At 47.4% G+C, this 7,328-nt stretch carries 7 protein-coding genes; 5 read left to right on the top strand and 2 right to left on the bottom strand.

The genetic code is table 11. The features are described 5' to 3' along the window. The 5 genes from ACZ25G_RS07540 to ACZ25G_RS07520 form a co-directional block, all read left to right on the top strand. The coding region (locus ACZ25G_RS07540) for a TraX family protein (RefSeq protein ID WP_463682045.1) at window positions 1-661 on the top strand (661 nt) is incomplete at its 5' end. A 210-nt stretch (window positions 662-871) separates the two neighbouring features. Further along, window positions 872-1,156, top strand: a complete 285-nt coding sequence (locus tag ACZ25G_RS07535) for a co-chaperone GroES (RefSeq protein WP_191482854.1) — start codon at window positions 872-874, stop codon at window positions 1,154-1,156. Window positions 1,157-1,194: 38 nt separating this feature from the next. Next, window positions 1,195-2,823 carry a chaperonin GroEL gene (gene groL, locus ACZ25G_RS07530; RefSeq protein ID WP_191482853.1) on the top strand — a complete coding sequence of 543 codons (1,629 nt, stop codon included), beginning with the start codon at window positions 1,195-1,197 and terminating at the stop codon, window positions 2,821-2,823. A 442-nt stretch (window positions 2,824-3,265) separates the two neighbouring features. Beyond that, window positions 3,266-5,743, top strand: a complete 2,478-nt coding sequence (locus ACZ25G_RS07525) for an ATP-dependent Clp protease ATP-binding subunit (RefSeq protein ID WP_463682044.1) — start codon at window positions 3,266-3,268, stop codon at window positions 5,741-5,743. A gap of 47 nt (window positions 5,744-5,790) precedes the next feature. Then, window positions 5,791-6,183, top strand: coding sequence for a thioesterase family protein (locus ACZ25G_RS07520; protein ID WP_463682043.1), 393 nt, complete (start codon window positions 5,791-5,793; stop codon window positions 6,181-6,183). Window positions 6,184-6,755: 572 nt separating this feature from the next. Here ACZ25G_RS07520 and ACZ25G_RS07515 read toward each other — a convergent pair. Next, complete coding sequence (locus ACZ25G_RS07515; protein ID WP_463682042.1) at window positions 6,756-7,130, bottom strand: hypothetical protein; 375 nt, start codon at window positions 7,128-7,130, stop codon at window positions 6,756-6,758. Further along, window positions 7,117-7,328, bottom strand: a 212-nt coding sequence (locus ACZ25G_RS07510; protein ID WP_463682041.1) for a hypothetical protein, incomplete at its 5' end; no start/stop codon positions are given. The genes ACZ25G_RS07510 and ACZ25G_RS07515, both read right to left, overlap by 14 nt.

The raw sequence follows: 7,328 nt of genomic DNA, 5'->3' as shown, positions 1-7,328 counted from the left end.
CCTTTTCTGCATGGTTATTGACCACATCGGTGCGTTTATACCGGGAATGCCCTTTTGGATGCGCTATATTGGGCGGCTGAGCGCACCGGTATTCTTTTTCCTCATGGTTGAAGCCTTTTTCCACACTAGGAATGTGGGCAAGTATTTTCTCCGACTGTTTGGCTGCGGTGTTCTTATGCAGCTGGGAAACGAGGGGATGAAGTACCTTTTCCACAATGGGTCGGAGATCACCAATAACATCTTTCTGGGACTTGCCGGATGCCTGTTGGTTATCATCTTCGTGGATAGTTTTATAAAGGGCAAACACCGCTTCATCAGCTTTCTCTGTGTTGTGGCGTCGATGCTCTTTACTTTGCTGACCGAAGCCGGGCTTATTGGCATCGCTTGTAGCTTGGCGTTTTATTGCTTCCATGGACACAGAGGAAGATTGACGCTGGGCTACCTGATTGCCTGTCTTGCATCTTCCGCCATTTTGCCGCTGATGCCGGCAGAGTATTATTGGCAGGTCAATCCCCAGTGGATGATGATGTTCGCGATCATTCCTATTCTCTTCTATAACGGGAAGAGAGGGAAGGACAGTACAGTCACCCGTTGGTTTTTCTACCTTTTCTACCCGCTGCACATTTGGCTCCTCTACGCCATAAGGCAGTTTATCAGGTAGTTTCCCTGGAGAAATGCCCTTCATGAATATGGCAAGGGAGGGAAAACCATACTAATATTGAACGATTTGTTAAATTTTATAATAAAGTGAAAATAATCCAAAAAGGTCTTGATTTTTATGAAAAAATAGCTAAAATATAACTTAGCACTCGGGAATAAAGAGTGCTAATAATATGTTGATACAATCATATCATACAAGGAGGAACTACAAATGACAATCAAACCTCTCGCGGACAGAGTCGTGATTAAAATGGTGGAAGCAGAGGAAACAACCAAGAGCGGGATCATCCTGGCCGGTAACGCCAAAGAGAAACCCCAGATCGCGGAAGTTATCTCCGTTGGACCGGGCGGTATGGTAGATGGCAAAGAGGTTAAAATGTACCTCAAAGAAGGCCAGAAGGTTCTGATGAGCCAGTATGCAGGCACCAATGTGAAGATTGACGGACAGGAATACATTATCTTGCGTCAGTCCGATATCCTGGCAATTGTTGAATAAGGAATTTCTAAATAGAAGTATTATTGGAGGTTTTCATTATGGCTAAAATCATTGCATATGGCGAAGAGGCAAGAAAGTCTCTCCAGTCTGGTATTGATCAACTGGCAAATACAGTAAAAATTACCATGGGCCCCAAGGGCAGAAATGTAGTTCTTGATAAAAAATTCGGTTCTCCCCTGATCACCAACGACGGTGTTACCATCGCTAAGGAGATCGACCTAGATGATCCGTTTGAGAATATGGGCGCACAGTTGGTCAAAGAGGTTGCTACCAAGACCAACGATGCAGCAGGTGATGGTACCACAACCGCTACACTGCTGGCACAGGCTCTGGTTAATGAGGGCATGAAGAACGTGGCAGCCGGCGCAAACCCCATGGTTGTTAAGAAGGGCATCCAGAAGGCTGTCAAGGCCGCTGTTGCCGAGGTGGAGAACAACTCTAAACAGGTAGCAGGCTCCGCGGACATTGCAAGAGTTGCTTCTGTTTCCTCTGGTGATGAGACCATCGGTAATCTGATTGCCGAGGCTATGGAGAAAGTAACCGCAGAAGGCGTTATCACTGTAGAAGAGTCCAGAACCGCTGAGACCTACAGCGAAGTTGTAGAAGGCATGCAGTTTGACCGGGGCTATATCGCTCCTTACATGGTCACCGATACCGATAAGATGGAAGCTGTCCTGGACGACGCTTATATCCTGATCACTGATAAGAAGATTTCCGCTATCCAGGATCTGCTGCCTCTGCTGGAGCAGATTGTACAGGCTGGCAAGAAACTCCTCATCATTGCTGAGGATGTGGAGGGCGAAGCTTTGACCACCCTGGTTGTCAATAAACTGAGAGGAACCTTTACCTGCGTCGCTGTTAAGGCTCCGGGCTTTGGCGATAGAAGAAAAGACATGCTGCAGGATATCGCCATCCTGACCGGCGGTACTGTTATCTGCGATGAGCTGGGTCTGGATCTGAAAGATACCACCATGCAGCAGCTGGGCCGCGCACGTCAGGTCAAGGTGCAGAAAGAGAACACCATTATCGTAGGCGGCGCTGGCAATCCTGATGAGATCAAGGCAAGAGTTGGCCAGATCAAAGCACAGCTTGAGACTTCTACCAGCGAATTTGACCGCGAGAAGCTCCAGGAGAGACTGGCAAAATTGGCTGGCGGCGTTGCTGTTATCAAAGTTGGCGCGGCTACCGAGATCGAGATGAAAGAGAAGAAACTGCGCATTGAGGATGCTCTCTCTGCAACCAAAGCAGCAGTAGAGGAAGGCATTGTAGCCGGCGGCGGTGTCGCTCTGATCAATGCAATGCCAGCAGTTGAGAAGATCATTCCGTCCTGCGACGGCGATGAAAAGACCGGTGTTCGCATTGTTCTGAAAGCTTTGGAGGCTCCTATCCGCCAGATTGCTGAGAACGCAGGTCTGGAAGGTTCCGTTATCATCGATAAGATCCGCCGGGCACGGAAGGTCGGCTATGGCTTCGATGCTTACAATGAGAAATATGTGGATATGATGGATGCAGGTATCGTGGATCCCACCAAGGTAACCAGAAGCGCTCTGGAGAACGCAGCTTCTGTAGCCTCTATGGTGCTGACCACCGAATCCCTTGTCGCTGACAAGAAGGAAGAGAATCCCGCACCGGCCATGCCGGCAGGCGCTCAGGGCGGTATGTATTAATCGTCCGCACCGGCATTCAAAAGATAGCTGCGATAAAGCGGCGAATTTTCATGCGCACCAAAAGAACAGGGGGCGCCGTTATAAACGGCGTCCCCTGTTCTTTTATCACAAGAGGAAACCAGCAGGGTTAGTTGCAGCACCCGCAGTTGTTATTGCAACCACAGTTGTTACCGCAACCACCACAGCAGCACAGAATCAGGATAAGTATAATAATCCAAGAACAGCTGCCACAACCGGAATTACAGTTACACATAAGAGTTGCCTCCTTAAAAAGTTTTCATGGTATCCTATGTGCTTGGGCTAAAAGATGTTACATGTTTATAAGAATGTCCCTAGATATCAATGGCATATTTATTTTTCAAACAGCACAAGATAATGACATAGAATAGAAGGGGACGCAGGAGAATGCATGCGCCTTACGACCAAAGAGCGGAGGAAAAACATGTTTAAATTCAATGGCTTTACCCAGAAGGCCAACAATGCGATTAATTTTGCCATTACTGAAGCAGAAAACTTAGGACACACCTATATTGGCAGCGAACATCTGCTGGTGGGATTGTTGGAAGAGGGAAGCGGCGTAGCCTATCAGATATTATCAAAAAAAGGGATTACCTTAGAAGAAATCAAGAAAAAGTTAATTCTCACAGTAGGACGGGGGATTAAATCAGTACTCTCTCCTAACGATTTAACCCCTCGCTGTAAGCGCATCCTGGAACTATCCCTTATAGAAGCAAAGCTGATGGGCCACAGCATGGTGGGGACAGAGCATATCTTAATGGCCATTCTCAAGGAAAACGACAGCTATGCCGTCCGATTTCTCAGAGAATTGGGGATAAACTGCGACTTCATATGTGCCCAACTGTTTGAAGTAATGGGGATCGAGGGTTCTTCCACCGGTAAACAGCCGATCTCCAAAGCCTATGGGCAGGCCGTTCGGAGCGGAGAATGCCACACTCCCAATTTAGACAAATTCTGTAAGGATCTGACCCAGAAGGCCAGGGAAAACCAGCTGGATCCGGTGATTGGCAGACAGAAGGAGATTGAGCGCGTTATCCAGATCCTTTCTCGCCGCACCAAAAACAATCCATGCCTTATTGGCGAACCAGGGGTTGGGAAGACGGCTGTAGTGGAAGGACTGGCACAAAAAATCGTGACAAATATGGTGCCTGATTCTCTGCGGGGAAAGCGGGTGTTGTCTATGGATCTTAGCTCCATGGTGGCAGGGACAAAATATCGGGGAGAATTTGAAGAGAGAATAAAAAAGGTATTGGAAGAGGTGGTGTCCGCCCGCAATGTTATTATCTTTATCGATGAGGTGCATACCATTGTGGGGGCAGGGGCAGCGGAGGGTGCTGTGGATGCAGCGAATATCTTGAAGCCCCAGTTAGCCCGTGGGGAGATCCAGGTCATCGGTGCTACGACTACGGAAGAATATCGGCGGTATATTGAAAAGGATAGCGCCTTGGAACGCCGCTTCCAAAGTGTGGTCATTGCAGAACCCTCCCTTTCGGATGCAGAGGAAATTCTCAGGGGAATACGAGAACAGTATGAAGCGCATTATAGACTTAAAATTCTCGATGAAGCCATTCATGCGGCAGTATGTCTTTCTGCCAGGTATCTCAGTGACCGCTTTTTGCCGGATAAGGCCATTGACCTGATGGATGAAGCAGCATCCCGAGTCAAATTACGAGAATTTTCTGCTCCTGCGGACCATTTGGATGAGGAGCTCAGCCTGCTGAGAGAACAAAAGGAAAAGGCCATCAACGACCAGGACTTTGAGATGGCGGCTAAAATCAGGGATAGCGAACTGTCTCTGAAAGAAAGAATTGAAAAAAAGAATGACGCACCAGAAAAAACACATCACCTTTTTACTGGCCAGGTGACAGCAGAAGATATTGCGGAAATTGTTTCCGCCGACACAGGAATTGACGTAAGCCGATTGACTTCACGACAGAGTAAGAGGCTTCTGCGATTAGAAGAAGAGTTGCATCATCGTGTCGTGGGGCAGGAAGAGGCAGTCAGCGCAGTTTCCCGGGCCATCCGCCGTGGACGGGTAGGAATTTCTGATCCGGGGAGACCGGTAGGCTCCTTTCTCTTTCTGGGCCCAACCGGTGTGGGAAAAACGGAACTGAGCAAGGCATTGGCGGAAAGTCTTTTTTCAGACGAAAATTCGATGATTCGGCTGGATATGTCTGAGTTTATGGAAAAACATGCTGTATCCAAGCTCATCGGTTCTCCTCCCGGATATGTGGGGTATGATGAAGGGGGTCAACTCACCGAAAAGGTGCGCCGTAGGCCTTATTGTGTTGTACTCTTTGATGAGATTGAAAAAGCTCATCCAGATGTTTTTAACCTTTTGCTACAGATTTTAGAGGATGGAGTTCTTACCGATTCTCAGGGGCGGAAGGTGAATTTTAAAAATACCGTCATCATTATGACCTCTAATTTGGGAGCTCAGGCTTTAGCACAGGGAAGTAATGTAGGTTTTGTCCCCTTCTCCGGAGATGAAAAAACGATGAAATCCGATATGATGAAGGAGTTAAAACGTCTTTTTAAACCGGAGCTTGTCAACCGGATCGACGAGATCGTCGTTTTTTCAAGGCTAAAGGAAGATGATGTGCGGAAGATTACCTGTCTCATGTTATCGAAACTGCAAAAAAGGATGGAAGATATCGGGGTTTCTATTTCTTTTTCCAAAGAGGTGGTGGAACATATTGCCCATCAGGGATATGATATTACCTATGGAGCCCGTCCTCTCCGTCGGTTGATTCAAAGTGAGATTGAGGATACTTTGGCTGAGAAAATGCTTCTGGGCGAATTTTCTTCAGGGGATCATATTCACTGTACCTACCAAGAGGATCAATTTATTTTCTCCATCACCCGATCTGTAAAAAGTAAGATTCCCTCTTTACAAAACTGACAAAAAAGTTTATCATAAATTGGTAAAAGTGATGGAGGTAGACAGTGATGGAAATTTTAATTGGAGCAAAACTTAGCAAAGAGACAAAGGTAACTCAAGAAAATACCGCAAAAACGGTGGGAAGCGGTGAAATTGATGTGTTCGCCACGCCGATGATGATTGCCCTCATTGAAGAAGCTGCTGCGGCCTGCTGCAAACAGTTTTTGGAGGAGGGGATGACAACAGTGGGAACTCTTGTCAACGTCAGCCATGTGGCCGCTACCCCGGTAGGAATGACGGTACGGGCCGAGGCGGAAATAGCTGGAGTAGATGGCAGGGAAATCACCTTTACTGTGAAAGCCTATGATGAAAAAGGGATGATTGGTGAAGGCCAACATAAACGCTTTATTGTCAAAACAGAAAAGTTTCGCCAAAAAGCCTATGACAAACTTGATAAGTAAATAAAAAATCCTCTACTTCAACCGGGACGCTTCTGTTTTCCAAAGAGTGCGCTTACTCATCTTGTGTAAAACAGGCGGTGATATGACATTTGGCCACTGCGCGCCCTCCGAGGACGAAGGGGGAGTATCTGTGGGACGATGCTACAGCCTTAATCAGAGCTATTTGCCGTCCACGCAGACGTTTTTTGTTCTATCAGCAGAAGATGCGGCATATAGCAGTTATAATGCCGCTGTCTACCTGCGAAAATCCGTTATAGGTAATTTTATCGCAGTTATGGGTACCACTCCTGTGGTACCCATTTCCTTTTTATAAAAAGGAATAAACGCTTCAACTCAAAAAGGGGGTTAGGCTATGTCTCATTGAGTCGTACCTATTTTCTCCTTTATAGGAATTTATACTGTGATTTCCCCCATCATTTATTGATGCTCTTTTTAGACTATAAAAAATACCATCATGGCAATTTAAAGCCATGATGGTATTTCTTAAATACGAATAATCCTTGCTTCTCAACAAGGCTTTGCTCCTGTCAGCAGATCAGCCCGGTAAGAAAAACACCGGATATTCTCACCTTTTATTGTTCTCTTTTGGGCCTACGACCGTATACTGTAACGGCGGCCACAACTGTTCCCGATGCGAGCAGCAGGGAAAGCAACAAGACCATATTGCTGCCATCGCTGGTTAGCGGATTATCCTTGTCTTTATCTCCGTTGCCGTTTTGTTCATCGGAGTCTATCGGATCAGTTGAACCTGATGGACCGGTCGGATCAGCTGGACCGATGGGTTGATCCGGGTCGGTGGGGTCGGTGGGGTCGCCTGGATTGGCGGCGGAATCGGTTGCGCCGAAATACAGCTTGCCTTCGGTGAGCGCTCTCGCGATTACCGTTTCCTCCCCAAAGGGCGAGCCCTCGATCCGGGAAGCGCTTGCCGCCATCTCATCCCAATCCATATCCCATGTATCTTCGTCGAGAATCCAACCGTCCAAAACGCTCACGGAAATCCGGGCGCAGATTGGGAAGCTCAAAGAATGGATTGGCGAGCTGTTCAAGGCGCGGGAAACTGCCCCGGAGCAGCCCCCGCAATCCCCCGGCCTTGCAAATCTGCTGATGAAGTATTTGAGCGTTCAGAAAGAAAAGAGCCGGAAGTA

It is taken from the genome of Zongyangia sp. (genome assembly GCF_965361945.1).
The sequence above is the reverse complement of the archived record's forward strand: the minus strand, read 5'-3'. Positions and strand labels throughout refer to the sequence as shown.

What these genes read in the sequence shown, in the direction of transcription:
- ACZ25G_RS07535 (WP_191482854.1), top strand. Translation starts at nt 872, where the DNA reads ATGACAATCAAACCTCTCGCGGACAGAGTCGTGATTAAAATGGTGGAA.
- groL (WP_191482853.1), top strand. Translation starts at nt 1,195, where the DNA reads ATGGCTAAAATCATTGCATATGGCGAAGAGGCAAGAAAGTCTCTCCAG.
- ACZ25G_RS07525 (WP_463682044.1), top strand. Translation starts at nt 3,266, where the DNA reads ATGTTTAAATTCAATGGCTTTACCCAGAAGGCCAACAATGCGATTAAT.
- ACZ25G_RS07520 (WP_463682043.1), top strand. Translation starts at nt 5,791, where the DNA reads ATGGAAATTTTAATTGGAGCAAAACTTAGCAAAGAGACAAAGGTAACT.
- ACZ25G_RS07515 (WP_463682042.1), bottom strand. Translation starts at nt 7,130, where the DNA reads ATGGATTGGGATGAGATGGCGGCAAGCGCTTCCCGGATCGAGGGCTCG.